Raw genomic sequence first — 19289 nt, forward strand, 5'->3', positions numbered from 1 at the left:
ATGCGGCGAGGCGTCGGCCCTTCGGGGTCGGCGCCTCGCCCGTTGTTGCCCCTCACCTGAGACCCGCGGTCTGGCCGCGGTCTGGCCGGGATCCGGCCGGGATCCGGCCGGGATCCGGCCGGCAGCGCTCACCCGGCGAGAAGCCCGTCGAGCAGCCGGTCGAGGCTCCACGCGAAAGCCGAGGGCTCAGCGCCGGGAGCCACGAGGTGCGCGGTCGCCTCGGTGAGCGGGTGGCTCGCGGCATCCGACCAGAGCGCGCCTGCCGAAGCGGCAGCCGGCTCGTTGCCGTCGGCCCGCCAGGCCGCGTCGATCGCGGCGACCCCGAGCACATGGACCTGCACGGCGTACGCGGCGCGTGCGGCATCGGGCTGAGCCACCCCCTCGGCCATGAAACCGGCGATGAGCGTCTCGTTCAATGCCAACGCGTGGCGGCCCTCGAGCGGGCCGCTCGTGACGAGCACGACGGCGCCCGTGTGCTCGGCAAGACGAGCGCGCAGGGCGGCGGCGAGCGTGTGCACCCGATCGCGCCAGGCGACCGCGGCGTCGGCCGCGGCGTCGAGGTCGAGCTCCGAGAGGAGCTCCTCGACCATCGCGCGAAGCAGCGCGTTCTTCGACGGGAAGTAGGTGTAGATGGCCGTGGGCGTGAGGCTGAGCGCCGCGGCGACGCCACGCACGGAGACGGCGGCGAAACCCTTCTGCTCGAGGATCTCGAACGCCGCATCGACGATGTCGACTTGGCTGACACTGCGCCTCGGTCCGGGTTTCATGATGCTCCTGTGTGGTGCGGGCGCGGGGTTCGGCGCTCAGACCATTCTCGCGGGTGCCGACGCATCGCCCGCGCGGCCCGCCCGACCTGGGCACCGGTGTGGGACGGTGGAGTGCAGCACCGGCTCGAGTGCACGATCGGCTCACGCGCCGCCGCACCGGCTCGAGTGCCGCACCGGCTCACGTGCCGAAAGGGAGAGGATCCACCGATGACGACCACGGCACCCGGCAGCGCTCGCGTGACGGTCATCGGCGATGCGCTGATCGACGAGCTCCGCACGCCGCACGGCGCTCGCGAGTTCGTCGGCGGCGCCGCCCTCAACGTCGCGGTCGGGCTCGCCCTCCTCGGCGAACGGGTCACGCTCGTCGCGATGCTCGGCGACGACGAGCCCGCGACGCGCATCCGCTCGTTCCTCAAGGACTACGGCGTGCGCCTCGTCGAGAGCCCATCGACGTATGGCACGTCGCGGGCGATCTCCGACCGCACCGCCGGCGAGCCGCGCTACGAGTTCAATGAGGCCGCGCAGCGGCGACGCATCCGCTTCGATGACGCGACGCGCGCGGCGATCGACGTGGCCGACCTCGTCGTCGTGAGCTGCTTCCCCTTCGACGACGCCGACCAGGCGGCCGAGCTGCATGCCGCGATCTCTCGCCCGGGCGTACGTCTCGCGATCGACGGCAATCCGCGAGCGGGCATGCTGCACGACCGAGACGCGTTCCTCGCGAACTTCACCGCCGCCGCGCGCGACGCGATGCTCGTGAAGCTCGGCGGCGACGACGCCGAGCTGCTCATCGGCGCCCCGCTCGCAGAGTTCGTCGGCCGGCTCCGCGCACCAGCCGACGGTGAGTCGACGACGGCCGAGCGGGCGGATGCTTCGGCGCTGCGCACCCCTGCGATCCTCGCGACGGCGGGCCGCGAAGGCGCGATCGTCTATGACGACGGCCACGAGGTTCATGCCGACATCGTCGACCTGCCCGGCCCCGTCGTCGACACGATGGGCGCCGGTGATGCGACTCTCGCAGCCGTGGTGCACCACATCGCCGTGCACGGCGTGCGGCACACCGCTGCGGGCTGGGCCGATGCGCTTGCCGACGCGATGACGATCGCCGCCGCAACCGTGCGCCACGAGGGCGCCACGCTGCGCCTGCCCGCAAGCTCGCCAGGACTCGGCAGCTGACGCCCCGCCGACTGTTCCCGCCGCTCCCGCCCGCGCTCCGCCCGCCGCCGCTCCGCCCGCCGCTCAGCACAACGTCGGAGGAAAGGAGTTCCGTCGGAGGGCCGGGATCGGGTACCTCCGACGCGAGAAGTGACCTCCGACGTAAGCTCGCGGCAGCGGCAGCGGCAGCGGGCAGCGGCAACGGGCAGCGGGCAGCGGCAACGGGCAGCGGGCAGCGGGCAGCGGGCAGCGGGCAGCGGGCAGCGGCAGCGGAGCGGGCAGCCGGGCGGCAGCCGGGCGTCAGCGGCGCACGCCGGCGCGGTAGGCGGCCTCGGTGCGGGTCGAGGCGCCGAGTTTGCGCAGGATCGCCGAGACGTGCACGCTCGCCGTCTTGCCGCTGATGAAGAGTCGCTCGCCGATCTGTCGGTTGCTGAGCCCCTCGGCGATGAGCTCGAGCACCTGCCGCTCACGTGCGGTGAGATCGGCGGTCGCATCGGCATCGGATGCCCCGGTGCCCGCGATGCCCGGACCGCCGTTCGCCCCCGCCGCGCCTCGGCCCATGCTGCCGTCGAGAGCGAGACCTGCCGCCACCGCGACCTTCTCGATGCGATCGCGCACCGCGCCGACTCCGCCGCTGAGCGCCAGGTCGAATGCGCTCTGCAGTGTGACCTTGGCCTCGGCGCGATCACCGTGGGCGAGTTCGGCCTCACCCTGCCGGAGCAATGCGTACGCCGCGAGGTAGCCCGCCGCGGTCGGCGCCGCGGCGGCCTTCGCGGCGGCTCGCCACGCTTCGGCGTCTGAGCCTGCCGCGACGGAACCGGATGCCTCGCTGAGCTCAGCTTCGAAGAAGGCAGCCCAGAGCCCGTGCGTGGGCCAGCCGCTCATGGCGGCGAGCGCTTCACGAAGAGCGGGCTCGGACGCGCCGATCTCGACGGCGAGCGCGTCAGGAATGCCGCCGACGGCTTCGCCGGCACTGTTTCCGCCCCGTGGCGCAGGGGAACGCTCGCCGACACTCGAGCCGTCATCTGCGCGGTCACCCCCGACACGGTCACCCCCGACACGGTCACCCCCGACGCGGTCACCCCCAACACGGTCGGCACCGACATGACCGGCACCGACTCGACCGGCACCGCGGGCGGCGCCGACGACTCTGGCAGCGACCCACACGAGCGGGAGGCTGTAGCCGGGCAACCGCGGGCCAGGTTCGTCGAGCACGCGCTTCGCCTCGGTCCACGCGCCGGCGAGATCGCCTCCGGCGAGCGCCACCTCGGCGGCGACCCGGCTGACGCTGAGACGGGTCTGCACCTCGACCTCCATGGTGTCGGCGAAGACCGCGCGGGCACTGCGCAACTGCTCGGCCGCGCGCACGGGGTCGCCGAGCCACAGGGTTGACCAGATGCGCGCGCGCAGCAGGTAGACCGCGTACGGCCCGGGCGGGCCGAGGGCGAGCGCTCGTTCGATGAGCGCCGCAGCGCGGTGCCACTCGCCGAGCGCGAAGAGCGGGTCGACGGCGTTCGACGCGAGGATGACGCCCGAGCTGCGCTCGACGCCCTGCCTGCGCGCCTCGCTGAGCCCGGCCTCGGCGAGCCTCACGGCTTCGGCGTGGTTGCCGACGAGGAAGTGCAGGTCGGAGGCGTTGACCCAATAGCGCAGCATGGCTGCGCCGTCTCCGTGGGCGAGCTCCCGCGCCTGCTCGAGCCCGGCGAACCCGGCGTCGACCTCACCGCGACTGGCCCGGCTGACGGCCGCGACGTTGGCGGCGACGGAGGCGTCGCGCGGCGACTCGATCTCGAGCGCGATCTCGAGTGCGCTCTCGGCGGTGTCGACCGCCTCGTCGGTGCGTCCCTCGACCATGAGCCGCCCCGCGAGCACGATGAGGGTCGCCATGCGCTCGTCGAGAGACTCGTCGTCGAGCACCTCGAGCGCTTCTTCGAGGACCGGGATCGAGCCCGGCCGACTCAAGTTGCCGAGGTACATCGCCTTGCCGCGCAGCAGTTTGGGGTATTGCGGGTCGTCGCGCGGGCACTCGGCGAGCGCGGCCTTGACGAGCGCGAGGCTGCGTTCGCCCTCACCGGCGTTGCGGAGGTACGACGCGGTTCGCCCCATCAGCTCCAGCTTCGTCATGCCCGCGGACTGCTCGGGCTCGGGCACCACCTGCCAGAGGCCGATCGCCCGCTCGCCGAGCTGGGCGGCAGTCGTGTATGCGGCCGCAGCGCGCGCCTCGAGCATGGCATGGATCGTTGCGGGGAACGCCCGCGCCGAGTCGTGGGCACCGAGCCAGTGGTACGAGATCTCAGCCGCCAGCCGACGTGTGCCCGCCGCGGCGGCGGCCTCGTACGCCTCGGCGTAGCCGGCGTGGAACCGCGCTCGCTCGCCGGGCAGCAGGTCGGCGAGGATCGCTTCGCGCACGAGTGCGTGCCGGAACGCGTAGTCGTCGCCGTCGATCGTGAGCACGCCGGCGAGCACACTCTCACGTGCCGCGAGTTCGAGCTCACCTGCCGTGCCGGGGAAGACCGCGTCGAGCAGCGCGTGCGAGATGCGCACTCCCCCGACGCTCACGACCCGCAACAGCACCTGCGCCGCTTCGCTGAGTCGTTCGTAACGTGCGAGGAGCAGTTCGCGAAGGGTGTCGGGCAGCTCGCTCTCGTCGCGACAGCCGTCGATGCCGACGAGCTCTTCGATGAAGAACGGCACTCCGTCGCTGCGTCGGAAGACCGTGTCGAGAACCCGGTCGGTCGGCGCCTCGCCGACGAGCGACTTCGTGAGCTTGCGCACCTGCGCGCGACTGAGCCTCGAGAGTGCGCGACGCTCGACCCAACGATCGCGTTCGGCCTCGGAGAGGAACGCGCGGAGCGGATGCCCCCGCGACACGTCTTCGCTGCGGTAGGTGAGCACGGTCAGCACCCGACTCGACCCGAGCGAGCGCATCAGGAACCGCAACAGCGCGAGGGTGGCCGCGTCGACCCAGTGCAGGTCTTCGATGACGAGCACGACGGGCCGTTCGCGAGAGACGGTCTCGAGCAGCACCGCGATGCCTTCGTGCAACTGACCGGTGGCGGCGCCGGCACCCGCGAGCGCCACGGTCGTCACCGCATCTGCATCGGATGCCGCGAGCTCGGGCAAGAGCGCAGCAAGCGCGGGCCGGCCGGGGCCGGCCGCCTCGAGCACGCGCTCTGGGCCGAGGTCGGCGATGAGGGTGCGGAGCGCCGCCTTCACCGGAGCGTACGGCGCAGCGACGCTGCCGAGGTCGACGCACTGCCCCGCGAGGAGCCGGACGTCGGCAGGCAGCCCGCCCTGGAACTCGCGTACGAGCCGAGTCTTGCCGATGCCGGCCTCGCCCCCGATGACGACCGTGAACGGCGCACCGGCGCGCACTTCTTCGAGGCGCTCAGTGAGCCTCGCGAGGTCGGCGTCGCGGCCGACCATGGCTGCCGCTGACGTGGTCACGATCTCATCGTGCCACGCCCCACCGACAGCGGCAGCTGCTGCGGCATCCGTGATCGCGGATGGTGGAATCGGCGGCGTGCTCGTCGGAACCGATGTGTGCATCGCCCTGATCGTCGCGCCGGCGAGCGCCGGGGACATCGGCGTGGTCACCGCAGGGCGAGCCTCGGTGCACGGTGTGCACGGTGGTGACGGCCGCGGCCGTGGTGACGCGCCGGCTCGGCCGGCGGCACCGCATCGCGCATCTCGTCGGTGTCGGGCCGCAGGCCGAGCTCCCGCTGCGCGACGAACACGTCGTGCTGGTGTGCGTGCATTGCCACGAAGTCTGCCGAGAACTGCATGATGTGCCCTCCTGAGCTGTCTCCGATCGTTCGACCGGATGCCTCCAGCGTGCTCTCTGAGGCACCCCGGGCTCATCGGGCGATCGCCCTATTTCCCGAGACGGCACCTCAGATGGGTCTGAGGCGCCGTCTGAGGCGCCGTCCGAGGCGCCGTCCGAGGCGCCGTCCGAGGCGCCGTCCGAGGCGCCGTCCGAGGCAGGCTGCCGAAGCGGCGTGCACATGCTCGACACCGGCACTCAGCCGAGGATCGTCGGCGTGCGGCGGTAGCCGTCGCGGCCGAACTGCACGAGCGCAGCGGAGATCGCCGCGACGGCGCCCATCGCAAGCACAGCGAGGAACAGGATCGAGAACATGGCGCACCTCCCTTCACTCTGTCTTCATGCTTGATGTCTGCAAGGATCTGACGAATCCTCAATGAATCCTGCCGACCTGGATCGAGGACGTCGTCAGGGCGACCACCGAACCCGGCGTCGGCGTACCGGCAAGGGTCAGCACCGATGGTGCGGGCGCGCGCTCGTCACGACGAACGAGGTCGCCTCGACCGCCGGCGGTGCGGCCGGATAGGGTGAACCGACCGGCGCGCCGAGGGCGGCGCGCCCACCCCCTACGGTTGGAGACCCGGTGAGGCGAGCAGTCGGCAGAACCGGCACGCACGGCGCACCCGTCGCTGCCGGAACGCTCGCGGCCTTCGCTGTTCTGCTGCTGAGCGGATGCGTCGCGGCTCCCGCTCCGCCACCGGTCACGATCGTCGCGACCGTGACGGCAACCCCGAAGCCCGCACCGACGACCACGCCGGCACCTGTTCCCGCGGAGCCGGCTCCGGCACCGGCGCCCGAGCCCGTGCCGAACGCGCCGGCGCCCGTCTACGAACCCGGTCCGGCGGTCGACCTCGGCGCCCGCGACGGGGCCAACGGCTCCCCGGCCCTCGATGGCACCGGCATGCCGGTCAGCTACGTCGTCGTCTCGGGCGACAGCTTCTTCGACATCGCGCAGCGCTTCGACCTGCCGCAGCAGCAATTGCTGCGCATGAACCCGCAGGTGCACGACTTCGGCGAGCACGTCTACATCGGCGACGTCATCAACCTCGACTGGACCAAGACCGGCTGACCCACGAACAGGCCACCACGGCGACGCCCGGCGTCAGCTGAAGAGCGCCTGCCCCACGAACTCGCCTTCGGCGACGCCGCCCGGCACCGCGAAGATCGCGGAACCGACGTGCTTCAGATACTCGTTCAGGCCGTCGCTCGCGAGGCTCCGCTGCACGTCGATGAACTGCTGCGGCGAACGCTGGAACGACAGGAAGAAGAGCCCCGCGTCGAGCCGGCCGAGCGAGTCGTTGCCGTCGACGAAGTTGTATCCCCTGCGGAGCATACGGGCGCCGTTGTTCGAGGTCGGATGCGCGAGTCGCACGTGTGCGTTGGTGTCGATGAGCGGGGCATCGGTCGCGCCGGTCTTCTCGAAGTCGGGTTCGCTGAACTCGGTGCCGCCCGAGAGCGGCGCGCCTTCTCCCTTCGACCGCCCCACGAGCATCTCCTGCTCGCCGAGCTGCACGCGATCCCAGTTCTCGATGATCATGCGGATGCGACGTGCCACGAGATAGGAGCCGCCGTCGAGCCATGCCGGCTCGTCGCTCGCGCCGACCCAGATCTGCTCGTCGACCGACGCCGTCTCCTCTGCCTTGACGTTCGCGGTACCGTCCTTGAAGCCGAAGAGGTTGCGGGGCGTCGCCTGCGTCGTCGAGGTCGACGAGGTGCGGCCGAAGCCGAGCTGCGACCAGCGCAGGCTCGCGCGGCCGAAGGCGATGCGGCTGAGGTTGCGGATCGCGTGCACGGCCACCTGCGGATCGTCGGCGCATGCCTGAACGCAGAGATCGCCGCCCGAGATCTCGGGCACGAGTGCATCGCCCTGGAACCGCGGCAACGGCTCGAGCAACGGGGGTCGCCGTGCGGCGAGGCCGAAGCGGTCGGCGCCTGCCGCGTCGGCGAAGAGGCCCGGGCCGAACCCGAACGTGATCGTCAGCCCGCTCGCAGGCAGTCCGAGCGCCTCGCCCGTGTCGGCCGGCGGCGCGTAGTCGGAGCCGCCGACGGCGCCGCCATCTGCGACCTCGAGGCCCTGGGTCAGGCGGGCCGCGGCGTCCGTCCAGTCTTCGAGCAGTGCGATCAGGCCGTCGCGGTCGAGCATCTCGGCGACGTCGAAGGCAGCGAAGTGCAGACGGTCCTGCGCGGGGGTCACGATGCCGGCCTGATGCGCCCCGAAGAACGGGTACACGGATGCCGCGGCGCCCGGCGCATCCGCCCCGCTGGTCGCGGCGACCGCGACACCGGCCCCCGCTGCCGCACCGACGACAGCGCCCGCCGCGCCCGCGCCGAGGAATCCGAAGAGCTGGCGACGGCTGACACCCGAGGCCGAGGCCGAAGCCGAGGCGGAAGCCGCGGCGGAAGCCGCGGCGGGATCGGCTGCGAACCCGGCAACGGCCTCGGGGTGCACCTCGGCCGGCGACACGCCCTGCGCGTCACCGGCCGTCGAGGGAGATTCGTCCATCAGACCCCGAGCACCGTCGCGGTCAGCTGCGAGAGCGGCTCTGCGAGGGCGTTGACCTCGTCGCTGAGCGTCTTCTTGTCGGCGTCGGTCAGGGTCGCATAGTCGACGAAGCCCGACTCGAGCGAGCCGTACGCGGCGAGGGCGGCCTCGAGGGCGGCGAACTGCTCGTCGATCTCGGTGGCGAGCGCGGCGCCCTCGTCGCCCTTCGACTCGGCGAGCGCGCGCACCGCGCCGAACGCGACGCCGGCGCCCTGCACGTTGGCTGCGAAGTCCGAGAGGTCGGTGCCCGACCACCAGTCCTCTTCACCGGTGATCTTGCCCGAGGCGACTTCGTCGAGCAGCGCGATCGCGCCGTTCGAGATGGCGTCGAGCGAGACGGTGAAGTCGTCGGCGGTCACGAGGTCGTGGAGCTCGGTGACATCCGCGACGAGGCCGTCGGCGTAGGCCTGACGCTCGTCAGGGGTCGACGGCGCCCAGTCGAGGAACGCGTCCTGCCCATCGGAGTTGAGGTCCCCGGCCGCCGGCGGCCAGAGGTCCTTCTCGATGCGGTGGAAGCCGGTCCACTCGAGGCCGTCGGCAACGGCGTCGACCTCGCGGAAGTCGATCTTCGGGTCGAGGTCGCCGAACGCCTCGGCGGTGGGCTCGATGCGCTCGTAGGGCACACGGGTCGATGCGAAGAGCGCGCGAGCGGTCTCGTCGTCGCCGGCAGTGTACGCCGCGGCGAAGGCCTCGACGAGCGGCAGCAGCTCGGCCGATTGCGAACGCACGTAGGCGAGGTACTCGGTGACGGCCTGGTCGGTGAGCTCCTGCTCGTCGGCCGACACCTCGGAGGCCTCGCCAGTCACCGTGAACTCGGCGAGCCCGATCGGTGCGCCGACCTGCTGGAACTTGCACGCCGTGTAGTACGTGCCCGGCTCGAGCTGCGCGATGAAGTCGACCTCCTGGCCCGGCGTGACGTTCTCCTTCTCGCCGACGATGCGCAGCTGGTCGTCGGCGAGGATCTCGAACTCGTTCACGTCGCTGCCGTTGTTGGCGAGCGAGAAGGTCACGGCGCCCGCGGGCGCGGTGGCGACGGCCACGGAGCATCCGTCATCGGTGATGTCGACCGAAATCGCCGAGGCGAGGTCGGCTTTCGCAACGCAGCCGGTGAGGGCGAGCGCGAATGCGGTCACGGCAGCGGATGTCGCGAGGGCGCGTCGGGTCATGAGTGCTCCTGGATTCGAGGGGTGGTGAGACGTGGGGCGATCGGTGGCGGTCAGTTCGCCGCCGCCGACGCGGGGGCCGGCGCAGCAGGGTCTGAGGCTGCGACGGGGGCCGGCGCAGCCGACGGCCGTCGACGGCGGTGCAGCATGCCGAGGTAGAGCGTCGTCGTGACGGCGACGTAGAGCACCCACCCGATGACCTGCGCCCAGGTGGGCTCGGGGGTGAAGTTGAAGATGCCGGCGAGGAGTGTGGCGTACCAGCTGCCGGGTGGCACGACCTCGACGAGGCTGAACGCGTGCGTGCCCCAGCCAGGGATGACCGAGGCCTCCTGCAGGTCGCCGATGCCGTACACGAGCACGCCAGCCGCCACGAGGATGAGGAAGAGCCCGGTCCAGGTGAAGAACACCGAGAGATTGATGCGCACGAGCCCGCGCGAGATGCCCCACGAGATGACGATCGCGGTGACGATGCCGAGCAGCGCGCCGATCGTGCCGAGCACGGGGTCGCTGCCACCCGACACGTTGGCCCAGACGAAGAGGGCGGTCTCGATGCCTTCGCGGCCGACGGCGAGGGCGCCGAGCAGCACGATGGCGAACCACGATCGGTCGACCGCGGCATCCACCTGGCCCCGCAGCTCCTTCGAGAGGCCGGCGCCGTGGGTGCCCATCCAGAAGATCATCCACGTCACGAGTGCGACGGCGACGAGGGAGAGCACGCCGCCGAGCACCTCCTGCGCCTGGAAGGTCATCGCGTACGGGCCCCAGGTGAGCAGTGCGCCGACGCCGAGCGAGACGGCGATCGCGATGCCGATGCCGAACCAGAGCCGGCCGAAGAGGTCGCGGCGGCCGAGCTTGCCGAGGTAGGCGACGAGGATGCCGACGATGAGCCCTGCTTCGAGGCCTTCACGAAGGCCGATCAGGTAGTTGGCGAGCACGGGCGTCTCCTGGCACGAACGGGTGGATTGAGCTAAGGCTAACCTAACTCTCTCGACCCCGCAGCTCACGACCGTCACATTCCACCCTTTTCAGGAACCTCCTCCTCGAGACGCCGCGTTCTCAGGAGAATTCGCCGCCGCCTGGCGCTTCCGGCCGAAATTCTCCTGAAAAGAGCGGATGGGTCGGGGAGAGGGAGGCGTAGCGTTGGATCGTGCTGACTCCGCCGAAGACCGACAAGCGACCCGTCGAACGCGTGCATCATGGCGATGTCGTCATCGACGACTACGACTGGCTGCGCGACAAGGACGACCCCGAGGTGCTCGCCCACCTGCATGAGGAGAACGCGTACACGAAGGCGGCGACCGAGCACCTCGCGATCCTGCAGGAGCAGATCTTCGACGAGATCACGACCCGCACGAAGGAGACCGACCTCAGCGTGCCGACCCGCGAGGGCGACTGGTGGTACTACACCCGCACGGTCGAGGGCCGCGAGTACGGCATCCACTGCCGCGTGGCCGCCGCCGGCCCCGACGACTGGGACCCCCCGGTGACGGATGACTCCGGCGCGCCCCTGCCGGGAGAGCAGGTGCTGCTCGACGACAACGCCGAAGCCGAGGGGCACGACTTCTACTCGCTCGGCAGTTTCGACGTCACCGCAGACGGGTCGACGCTGCTCTACGCGACGGACCTCGAGGGCGACGAGCGGTACACGATCCGGCTGAGATCGCTCGACGGCTCGGGCCGCGAGTACGACGACGTCATCGAGGGCACCTCGAGCGGCGCGACGTTCGACCCGAGCGGGCGCTACGTCTTCTACGCGACGGTCGACGAGTCGTGGCGGCCCGACACGATCTGGCGGCACGAGGTCGGCACCGCGGCATCCGACGACGTCTCGGTCTTCACCGAACCCGACGAGCGCTTCTGGCTCGGCGTCGGCGTGACGCGCAGCCGCAGGTTCCTCGTCATCGAGGCGGGCTCCAACGTCACGAGCGAGACGTGGCTGCTCGACGCCGCCGAGCCGACGGGTTCGTTCACAGTGGTCTGGCCGAGGAAGGACGGGGTCGAGTACGACGTCGAACACGTCGTCGCCGGCGGCAGGGACCGGCTGCTGATCGTGCACAACGACGAGGCCGTGAACTTCGAGCTCGTGAGCGTCGCGGCATCCGACCCGCGGGGGCCGCGGCGCGTGCTGCTGCCGCACGACCCCGCCATACGACTCGAGGGCGTCGACGCGTTCCGCGACTTCGTCGCGGTCGAGTACCGCCGCGAGGGCCTGCCGCGAGTCGCCGTCGCGAAGGTGCCGGTCGCCGGCCTCCCTGCCGACGCCACTCCCGACGACACCCTGCACGAACTCGGCTTCGACGAAGAGCTCTTCTCGGTCGGCCTGTCGGGCAACCCCGACTGGGCGCAGCCGACGCTGCGCATCGGATACACGAGCTTCGTGACCCCCTCGACCGTGTACGACGTCGTCGTCGCGACCGGCGAACGCCGGCTGCGCAAGCGCCAGCCCGTGCTCGGCGACTTCGACGCGACCCGCTACTCGCAGCGCCGCGAATGGGCGACGGCCGACGACGGCACGCGCGTGCCGATCTCGCTCGTCTACCGGCACGATCTCGTCGACCTCGGCACCCCGGCGCCGGCGCTGCTCTACGGATACGGCTCGTACGAGCACTCGATCGACCCGGGATTCGGCATTCCGCGCCTGTCGCTGCTCGACCGCGGCATGATCTTCGCCGTGGCCCACGTGCGCGGCGGCGGTGAGATGGGCCGCCCCTGGTACGAGCACGGCAAGAAGCTCGAGAAGCGCAACACCTTCACCGACTTCGCGGCCGTCGCCCGGCACCTCATCGACGAAGACATCACGGCGCCCGACCGGCTCGTCGCCCAGGGCGGCAGCGCCGGCGGCCTGCTCATCGGCGCCGTCGCGAACCTCGCGTCGAAGCACTTCTCGGGCTTCCTCGCCGAGGTGCCGTTCGTCGACCCGCTGACCTCGATCCTCGACCCGTCGCTGCCGCTCACCGTCATCGAATGGGACGAGTGGGGCAACCCTCTGGACGACGAGGAGGTGTACCACTACATGAAGTCGTACTCCCCCATCGAGAACGTGCACGACGGTGCCCACGGGGGGCGGCACTACCCGCCCATCTTGGCCGTGACGTCGCTGAACGACACCCGCGTGCTCTACGTCGAACCGGCGAAGTGGGTCGCTCGCCTTCGGGAGGTCGGGGCCGACCCGCTGCTGAAGATCGAGATGGCGGCCGGGCACGGCGGGGTCTCGGGCCGGTACGCGGCCTGGCGCGAGCGCGCCTTCGCCTACGCCTGGGTCATCGACGCGGCAGGGGCGCACCCGAGCGGCGAGTGAACGACGGCGTGCGGATGTCGCGACATCCGCTCACCCATGGATGATTGCAAAGTTCTTGCGCACAGGATGCATGCGAACGCACCGATTCAGCGGTGAGCGAGCATCGTTCCGGATGTCGCACGCCGCTGCCAGACTGCAGAAATGTCTCTTCTCTCTGAACTGAGCGAGCAACTTCCAGGCCGGGCCCATGGTCCCGGCGCAACCGAGTACGACGCCGGCCGCACCGTCTTCGCCGGCGTCGGCGAACCCGACGCGGTCGTGCGGCCGCACACCACTCAGGAGGTCGCGGCCGCGGTCGGTCTCGCCGCCGCCGCCGGCATCCCGATCGCCGTGCGGAGCGGCGGACACGGCCTCCTCCCCGTCGACGACGGGCTCATCATCGATCTCGCCGAGTTCACCTCGATCGAGGTCGGCGTGGGCGGACTCGTCTCCGTCGGCGGCGGCGCCCACTGGGGCGATGTCGCAGCGGCCCTCGCACCGCATGGGCTGGGCATCAGCTCCGGCGACACCCGCGACGTCGGCGTGGGCGGTCTCGCCCTCGGCGGCGGCATCGGCTGGCTCGTACGCGGGCAGGGCCTCGCCATCGACGCGCTCCGCGAGGTCGAACTCGTCACCGCGAGCGGTGAGGTGCTGACCGTGAACGACACCACGCATCCCGAGCTGTTCTGGGCGCTGCGGGGCGGCGGCGGCAACTTCGGCGTGGCCACGCGGTTCGTCTTCCAGGCCTCGCCCGTTGGCGATCTCGTCAGCGCGCACGTGAACTTCGACCGGTCCGACGTGCCCGCGGTGCTGCGCGCCTGGCGCGACGTGATGCGAGCCGGCCCCGAGGAGTTGAACTCCTCGCTCATCCTGATGCCCCCGATGGGGCCCGAGATGCCCGGGGGCCCGCAACTCGCGGCGGCGCTGCTGGGTGACGAGGCGCAGCTCCGAGAATTGCTCGCGCCGGTGCTCGCACTGGCGTCGGTCGCCGAGGTCTCGATCGCGCCGAGCACCTACGGCGAGCTGCTCGAAGACGCGCCGCCCGGGCGACCACCGTTCCGGTTCGTCGGCGGCAACGGCTTCGTGCCCGACCTCACCGATGCCGCGCTCGATGCCGTCGCCGCGGCCTACGCCCGCGACGTGCCCACGATGGTGCTGCTCCGGGCTCTCGGCGGCGCGTTCTCGCGGGTCGCACCCGACGCGACGGCGGTCGCCTTCCGCGATGCCGAGACGCTCCTCATCGTCAACGGCGTGGTGCCCACCGACGCGACCGACGAGCACGTCGCGGTCGTGCAGGCCGGCAGCGATGCGGCTCTCGCATTCACGAGCGGCGTCTACGGCAACTTCGCGACCACGTACGGCGACGAGGTCACCGCGGCGATGTACCCGCCGGCCACGCTCGAGCGCCTGCGCCGGGTCAAGGCGCAGCTCGACCCCGGCAACGTGTTCCGCCTGGGCCACAACATCACGCCGACGAGCTGAGCCCGCCGGGCTGAATCAGCCGAGCGGATGCCGCGGCGCACGCCACGCGGCATCCGCTCGTTCATGCGTGGCACTACTTTGTCAGGACATTCTGTGTAAACTGAGGGCGATCGCCCGCGGCTCCGGCAGAAAGTTGTACATCGCAGTATGACCATCACGACCTCATCGCCATTCGACGTCATCACCATCGGACGCGTCGGCATCGACCTCTACCCGACGCGCGACGGCGTGCATCTCGAAGACGTCGAGACGTTCACCAAGTCCGTCGGCGGCAGCGCCACCAATGTGGCGATCGCCGCCGCCCGCCACGGTCGCCGCGCCGCGGTCATCACGCGAACGGGCGATGACGCCTTCGGCCGGTACATCAGGCGGGAGCTCGGCGGGTTCGGGGTCGATGCGCGATTCGTGGGCACTGAGCCCGAGCTTCAGACGCCGCTCACCTTCTGCGAGATCTTTCCGCCCGACGACTTCCCGATCACGTTCTACCGAGAGCCCAAGGCCCCCGATCTCGAGATCACGGTCGAGAGCCTGCCGCTCGGCGACATCCGATCCGCCGGGATCTACTGGTCGACGGCCACCGGCCTCAGCGAGGAGCCGAGCCGCGGTGCACACCACGCCGCTTGGGCCGCGCGCGGACGGCGCCCCGGCACGGTGCTCGACCTCGACTACCGGCCCACGTTCTGGCGCTCGGTCGATGAGGCGCGGCGCGAAGTCTCCGCTGCCCTCGACTCGGTCACCGTCGCCGTCGGCAACCTCGAGGAGTGCGAAGTGGCCGTCGGCGAACGCGATCCGTATCGGGCGGCGGATGCACTGCTCGACCGCGGCATCGAGCTCGCCGTCGTCAAGCGCGGCCCGGTCGGCGTGCTCGCGAAGACGCGCGATGAGACCGTCGAGCTGCCCGCCGTTCCCGTGCAGGTCGTCAACGGCCTCGGCGCCGGCGACGGCTTCGGCGGCGCATTCTGCCACGGCCTCGCCTCCGGCTGGCCGCTCGAGCGCATCATCGCCTTCGCGAACGTCGCTGGCGCGATCGTCGCCTCACGCAGGGAATGCTCGACGGCGATGCCGACGAGTGCCGAGGTGGCCCTGCTCGCCCGCGAACGCGGCCTCGGCGACTTCGGCGGTCTCGGCGACGGCGGCGGCGCCGGTGACGTCGGCGGCGACCCGAGCGATCACGAACGGGTGACCGCTGGTGCCCCCGAGCCGACGCGCGAAGGAGACGGCAATGCATTCTGAGACCACCCGGCGATACCTCGACGACGAGCGGTTCGCCCGGCTTCGCGACCGGCGGGCCAGCGACCCGGCTTCCATCGCCGAACTGCACGCCACGCGCACGCGACGGCCGGTGCTCGGCGACAACGGCCGCCTCTTCATCATCGCTGCCGACCACCCGGCCCGGGGCGCACTCGGCATCGGCGACGATCCGATGGCGATGGCCGATCGATACGATCTGCTCGACCGCCTCGCCCTGGCGCTCAGCCGCCCCGGCGTCGACGGCGTGCTCGCGACTCCCGACATCATCGACGACCTCGCGCTGCTCGGCGCCCTCGACGGCAAGGTCGTGGCCGGCTCGATGAACCGAGGCGGGCTGCGCGGATCGAGCTTCGAGATGGACGACCGGTTCACCGGCTACGACATCGACGGAATCGTGCGCGACCGCCTCGACTTCGCCAAGGTCCTGTTGCGCATCAATCTGCACGACGCCGGTTCCATCGCGACGATCGAGGCCTGCTCCGCCGCCGTCACCGCCGCGGCCGCGGCGGGCGTGCCGATCATGCTCGAGCCGTTCATGAGCGAGCACGGCCCTGCCGGCGTCGTCAACAACCTCTCTGCCGACGCGGTCGCCACTTCCGTCGCGATCGCCTCGGGACTCGGCACGAGTTCGGCCTACACGTGGCTGAAACTTCCCGTCGTCGACGAGATGGAACGAGTGATGGCGGCCACGACCCTCCCGACGCTCCTGCTCGGCGGCGAGCGCAGCGGCGACCCCGAGGCCACGTACGCGAGCTGGCAGCGTGCCCTCGCGCTGCCCGGCGTGCGCGGGCTCGTGGTCGGACGCACGCTCGTCTACCCTCCCGACGGCGACGTTGCACGAGCCGTCGACACCGCGGCGGCACTCGTGCACGCCGGCCCGACCTGACCGAAGGAGCACCCGTGACGGAGCAGAAGTCCGCACTCCGGCCCAGACGGCACGCGACGTGGTTCCACCCTCGAGCGAGCCTCGCCCGCGACGGCTGGAACATCGTGGTCGACGCATCCCTCGACGGCTGGCAGCACACGGGGCTCCGAACGGTCGACTTCCGAACCGGCGAACCCGGCACCGCCGAACCCGGCACAACCGAACTCGAGCTCGGCGCAGCTGAGATCGAACGTCTCGTCGTGCCGCTCGCGGGCGGATGCTTCGTGCGCGCGGTCACCGAAGACGGCGCGCTGCACGAGGTCGAACTCGAGGGGCGCGCCTCGCCGTTCGACGGCCCGACCGACTGCCTCTACCTGCCGCCGGGCACCCGCGCCGCGCTCAGCGGCGCGGGATGCGTCGCGGTCGCCGAGGCCCCCGCGACCACGCGGCATCCGCTGCGCCACATCGCTCGCGACGAGGTGACCGTCGAGCTCCGCGGGCGGGGCCGCGCGAGCCGGCAGGTGCACGACCTCGGCACGCCCGCGGTGCTCGACGCCGAGCGGCTCATCGTGTGCGAGGTGATCACCCCCGCAGGCAACTGGTCGAGCTACCCGCCGCACAAGCACGATGAAGAACTGCCCGGCCGCGAGTCGCAGCTCGAAGAGATCTACTACTTCGAACTCGAGGCCTCACCAGGTGCACCCCGGGCCCCCGGCGGTGCGGCGCCGTACGGCCTCTTCAGCGCGGCCGCGTCGTCGGCGACCGAGATCGAGCTCGATGAGCGCGTGCGCAGCGGCGACGTCGCCCTCGTTCCCGGCGGGTTCCACGGCCCGGCCGTCGCCCCTCCGTCCCACGACCTCTACTACCTGAACGTCATGGCCGGGCCGGGCGAGCGCGTCTGGCGCATCACCGACGAGCCCGCGCACGAGTGGGTGCGGGAGTCCTGGGAACGCGAACCGCCTGACGACCGACTGCCGTACGTCCGCGCCGCGAAGGGAGCCCGCCCGTGAGCCGGAGCATTCCGCCGACGAGGCGCATGACCGTCGGGCAGGCACTCGTCGAGTTCCTCGCCCACCAGTGGACCGTCGACGGCGACCATCGCGAACGCACCATCCCGGGCATGTTCGGCATCTTCGGCCACGGCAACGTGGCCGGACTCGGGCAGGCGCTCATGGAGTCCAACGCCTCGGCGCCCGACCTCATGCCCTACTACCAGGCTCGCAACGAACAGGCGATGGTGCACCAGTCGGTGGGATTCGCCCGCATGCGGCGGCGCCGCGCGACCTTCGCGAGCACCGCCTCGGTCGGCCCCGGCGCAGCCAACATGCTGACCGGCGCGGCCCTCGCGACGAGCAACCGGCTGCCCGCCCTGCTGCTGCCGAGCGACACGTTCGCGACCCGGGTCGCCGACCCCGTACTGCAGCAGCTCGAGCTGCCGCACGATCCGGGTGTGCAGGTCACCGACGCGTTCCGCCCGCTGTCGCGCTTCTTCGACCGCGTCGAGCGGCCCGAGCAGCTCTTCTCGATCGCACTCGGGGCCATGCGCGTGCTCACCGACCCCGCCGAGACCGGTGCCGTCACGATCGCCCTGCCCGAAGACGTGCAGGCCGAGGCACTCGACGTGCCGCTCGCGTTCCTCGCCGACCGGGAGTGGCACGTGCGTCGACCGGTGCCCGAGCCCGCGCCGCTCGCCCGTGCGGTCGCCGCCATTCGCGAGGCACGCTCGCCGATCATCGTCGCGGGCGGCGGCGTGATCTACTCCGGCGCCGAAGACGTGCTGCGGCGACTCGTGGAGGCCACGGGCATCCCCGTCGGCACCACCCAGGCCGGCGGCGGAAGCATCCCCTGGGATCACCCCGCCGCACTCGGCGGCATCGGCGCCACCGGCACGACGGCTGCGAATCGGCTCGCTGCCGAGGCGGATGTCGTCATCGGCATCGGCACCCGGTACAGCGATTTCACCACGGCGAGCCGAAGTGCCTTCCAGCACCCGGATGTCGCGTTCGTGAACATCAACGTCGCCCCGTTCGACGCATACAAGCACGGCACCGCGCTGCCCGTCATCGCCGACGCCCGCACCGCGCTCGAAGCGCTCGAGGTCGAGCTCGCCGGATACCGCGTGCCGGCGGCGATGTCGGAACTCGTCGCCGCTGAGCGGCGCGTGTGGAACGACGTCGTCGACGCCTCGTTCGTGCCCTCGGGTCGCGACCGGCCCGCGCAGGCCGAGATCATCGGCGCCGTGCAGGCGGCGAGCGAGCCGCGAGATGTCGTCGTGCAGGCCGCCGGGTCGCTGCCGGGCGACCTGCAGCGGCTCTGGCGGGTGCGCGACCCGCTCGGCTACCACGTCGAGTACGCATTCTCGTGCATGGGCTACGAGATCGCGGGCGGCCTCGGCGTACGCCGTGCCGCACCCGATCGGGATGTCATCGTCATGGTCGGCGACGGCTCGTACCTCATGCTGCACACGGAACTCGTGACCGCGGTCGCCGAAGGCCGCAAGCTCATCGTTGTGCTCGTGCAGAACCATGGCTACGCCTCGATCGGCAACCTCTCGGAATCGGTCGGCGGCCAGCGCTTCGGCACGCGGTATCGCCGGTACGACGAGACGGCCCGCAACTTCCAGGGCCCCGAGCCGTTGCCCGTCGACCTTGCCGCGAACGCGCGCAGCTACGGGATCGACGTCATCGAGATCGCACCGGGCCCCGAGGCCATCGCCGACCTCGGCCGCGCCATGGCGACAGCGAAGGCATCGCCGACCTCGACGCTCATCCACGTCGAGAGCGACCCGTTGCTCGCCGGGCCCGACGGCGGTGGATGGTGGGATGTCCCCGTCGCCGAGACCTCCGCGACGCCGAGCGTGCAGCAGGCCCGCGCGGAGTACGAGGAGGCCAGGCAGGCGCAGCGCCCGCTGCTCGGCTGAGACCGATCACCGACCACCGATCAGCGACCACCGATCACCGATCA

14 protein-coding genes are annotated in these 19289 nt (G+C 71.3%); 8 read left to right on the plus strand and 6 right to left on the minus strand.

The window, feature by feature from the left end; all coding sequences use genetic code 11:
* Positions 1-128: 128 nt before the first annotated feature.
* A complete protein-coding gene (locus FHG54_RS01370; RefSeq protein ID WP_139415556.1) occupies positions 129-767 on the minus strand; it encodes a TetR/AcrR family transcriptional regulator in 639 nt (212 codons plus the stop codon).
* Between the two features lie 207 nt (positions 768-974).
* Between FHG54_RS01370 and FHG54_RS01375 the strand changes: the two genes are divergently transcribed.
* Positions 975-1943, plus strand: a complete 969-nt coding sequence (locus tag FHG54_RS01375) for a carbohydrate kinase family protein (RefSeq protein WP_139415557.1) — start codon at positions 975-977, stop codon at positions 1941-1943.
* A 279-nt stretch (positions 1944-2222) separates the two neighbouring features.
* Here FHG54_RS01375 and FHG54_RS01380 read toward each other — a convergent pair whose 3' ends face one another.
* Both FHG54_RS01380 and FHG54_RS16215 read right to left on the minus strand, forming a co-directional pair.
* Positions 2223-5369, minus strand: coding sequence for a helix-turn-helix transcriptional regulator (locus FHG54_RS01380; protein ID WP_168197057.1), 3147 nt, complete (start codon positions 5367-5369; stop codon positions 2223-2225).
* A gap of 146 nt (positions 5370-5515) precedes the next feature.
* Entirely contained in the window at positions 5516-5707 is a 192-nt protein-coding gene (locus FHG54_RS16215) for a hypothetical protein (RefSeq protein ID WP_168197058.1), read from the minus strand.
* A gap of 621 nt (positions 5708-6328) precedes the next feature.
* Between FHG54_RS16215 and FHG54_RS01385 the strand changes: the two genes are divergently transcribed.
* Positions 6329-6814, plus strand: coding sequence for a LysM peptidoglycan-binding domain-containing protein (locus tag FHG54_RS01385; RefSeq protein WP_139415559.1), 486 nt, complete (start codon positions 6329-6331; stop codon positions 6812-6814).
* A gap of 33 nt (positions 6815-6847) precedes the next feature.
* Here the strand turns inward: FHG54_RS01385 and efeB are convergent, their stop codons facing one another.
* Genes efeB through efeU form a run of 3 tightly spaced genes read right to left on the minus strand, consistent with a single transcriptional unit; the run spans position 6848 to position 10385 of the window.
* A complete protein-coding gene (efeB, locus tag FHG54_RS01390; protein WP_139415560.1) occupies positions 6848-8248 on the minus strand; it encodes an iron uptake transporter deferrochelatase/peroxidase subunit in 1401 nt (466 codons plus the stop codon).
* Positions 8248-9453 carry an iron uptake system protein EfeO gene (gene efeO, locus FHG54_RS01395; RefSeq protein WP_139415561.1) on the minus strand — a complete coding sequence of 402 codons (1206 nt, stop codon included), beginning with the start codon at positions 9451-9453 and terminating at the stop codon, positions 8248-8250. Before efeO ends, efeB begins: the two co-directional genes overlap by 1 nt.
* A gap of 50 nt (positions 9454-9503) precedes the next feature.
* Positions 9504-10385 (minus strand): iron uptake transporter permease EfeU, encoded by an 882-nt coding sequence (gene efeU / locus FHG54_RS01400; protein ID WP_139415562.1) that lies wholly within the window; start codon positions 10383-10385, stop codon positions 9504-9506.
* A 212-nt stretch (positions 10386-10597) separates the two neighbouring features.
* Between efeU and FHG54_RS01405 the strand changes: the two genes are divergently transcribed.
* The 6 genes from FHG54_RS01405 to iolD all read left to right on the plus strand — a co-directional run bounded on the left by FHG54_RS01405 (position 10598) and on the right by iolD (position 19245).
* Positions 10598-12748 (plus strand): S9 family peptidase, encoded by a 2151-nt coding sequence (locus FHG54_RS01405; RefSeq protein ID WP_139415563.1) that lies wholly within the window; start codon positions 10598-10600, stop codon positions 12746-12748.
* A 141-nt stretch (positions 12749-12889) separates the two neighbouring features.
* Complete coding sequence (locus FHG54_RS01410) at positions 12890-14209, plus strand: FAD-binding oxidoreductase (RefSeq protein ID WP_139415564.1); 1320 nt, start codon at positions 12890-12892, stop codon at positions 14207-14209.
* Between the two features lie 147 nt (positions 14210-14356).
* Positions 14357-15442 carry a 5-dehydro-2-deoxygluconokinase gene (iolC, locus tag FHG54_RS01415; protein WP_139415565.1) on the plus strand — a complete coding sequence of 362 codons (1086 nt, stop codon included), beginning with the start codon at positions 14357-14359 and terminating at the stop codon, positions 15440-15442.
* Positions 15432-16346: a Cgl0159 family (beta/alpha)8-fold protein gene (locus FHG54_RS01420; protein WP_139415566.1), complete on the plus strand. Its 915-nt coding sequence runs from the start codon at positions 15432-15434 to the stop codon at positions 16344-16346. The genes iolC and FHG54_RS01420 overlap by 11 nt, the downstream gene beginning before the upstream one ends.
* Before the next feature lie 14 nt (positions 16347-16360).
* Positions 16361-17335, plus strand: a complete 975-nt coding sequence (gene iolB, locus FHG54_RS01425) for a 5-deoxy-glucuronate isomerase (protein WP_139415567.1) — start codon at positions 16361-16363, stop codon at positions 17333-17335.
* A gap of 26 nt (positions 17336-17361) precedes the next feature.
* Positions 17362-19245: a 3D-(3,5/4)-trihydroxycyclohexane-1,2-dione acylhydrolase (decyclizing) gene (iolD, locus tag FHG54_RS01430; RefSeq protein ID WP_139415568.1), complete on the plus strand. Its 1884-nt coding sequence runs from the start codon at positions 17362-17364 to the stop codon at positions 19243-19245.
* Positions 19246-19289: the final 44 nt, after the last annotated feature.

Origin of the sequence: Agromyces laixinhei, from assembly GCF_006337065.1 — a bacterium.
Classification (GTDB): Bacteria; Actinomycetota; Actinomycetes; order Actinomycetales; family Microbacteriaceae; genus Agromyces; species Agromyces laixinhei.